Origin of the sequence: Pseudomonas sp. K5002 (genome assembly GCF_013386655.1) — a bacterium.
Classification (GTDB): Bacteria; Pseudomonadota; Gammaproteobacteria; order Pseudomonadales; family Pseudomonadaceae; genus Aquipseudomonas.
Genome location: NZ_JACARK010001574.1, coordinates 1 through 849, shown reverse-complemented (window position 1 = coordinate 849; position 849 = coordinate 1). Strand labels below are relative to the sequence as shown.

The following is an 849-nucleotide window of genomic DNA, read 5'->3' as shown; positions in this document are numbered from 1 at the left end:
GCGCAAGGCCGCCCTGGTAGCGTTGATGGGCATCTTTATCATCGGCAACCTGCTCTGCGCCCTGGCCAGCGACTACAACGTGCTGATGTTTGCCCGTGTGGTCACCGCGCTGTGCCACGGCGCCTTCTTCGGTATCGGATCGGTGGTCGCCGCCAACCTGGTGCCGGCCAACAAGCGTGCTTCGGCCGTGGCGCTGATGTTCACCGGACTGACCCTGGCCAACGTGCTCGGCGTACCGCTGGGCACCGCGCTGGGTCAGGAAGCCGGCTGGCGCTCGACCTTCTGGGCCGTGACGGTGATTGGGGTGATCGCCCTGATCGGCCTGATCCGCTTCCTGCCGGCCAAGCGTGACGAGGAAAAACTCGACATGCGCGCCGAGCTCAGAGCACTCAAAGGCGCCGGCATCTGGCTGTCGCTGAGCATGACCGCGCTGTTCGCTGCCTCGATGTTCACCCTCTTCACCTACGTCGCGCCGCTGCTGGGGGACGTCACCGGTGTTTCGCCCAAAGGCGTGACCTGGACCCTGCTGCTGATCGGCCTGGGCCTGACCGTCGGCAACATCATCGGCGGCAAGCTGGCAGACAAGCGCCTGGCTGCCACCCTGATCGGCGTGTTCATCAGCATGGCGGTGGTGTCCACCGTCCTGACCTGGACCAGCGTCGCCGTGATCCCGACTGAAATCACCCTGTTTCTCTGGGCCACCGCCTCGTTTGCCGCCGTACCGGCACTGCAGATCAACGTGGTGACCTTCGGCAAGGCCGCACCGAACCTGGTGTCCACCTTGAACATCGGCGCCTTCAACATCGGCAACGCCCTCGGCGCCTGGGTGGGCGGCAGCGTGATTGCCCA

1 protein-coding gene is annotated in these 849 nt (G+C 65.4%); it reads left to right on the top strand.

Annotated elements, in window-relative coordinates:
- The coding region (locus tag HX846_RS38025; RefSeq protein ID WP_178967558.1) for an MFS transporter at positions 1–849 on the top strand (849 nt) is incomplete at both ends.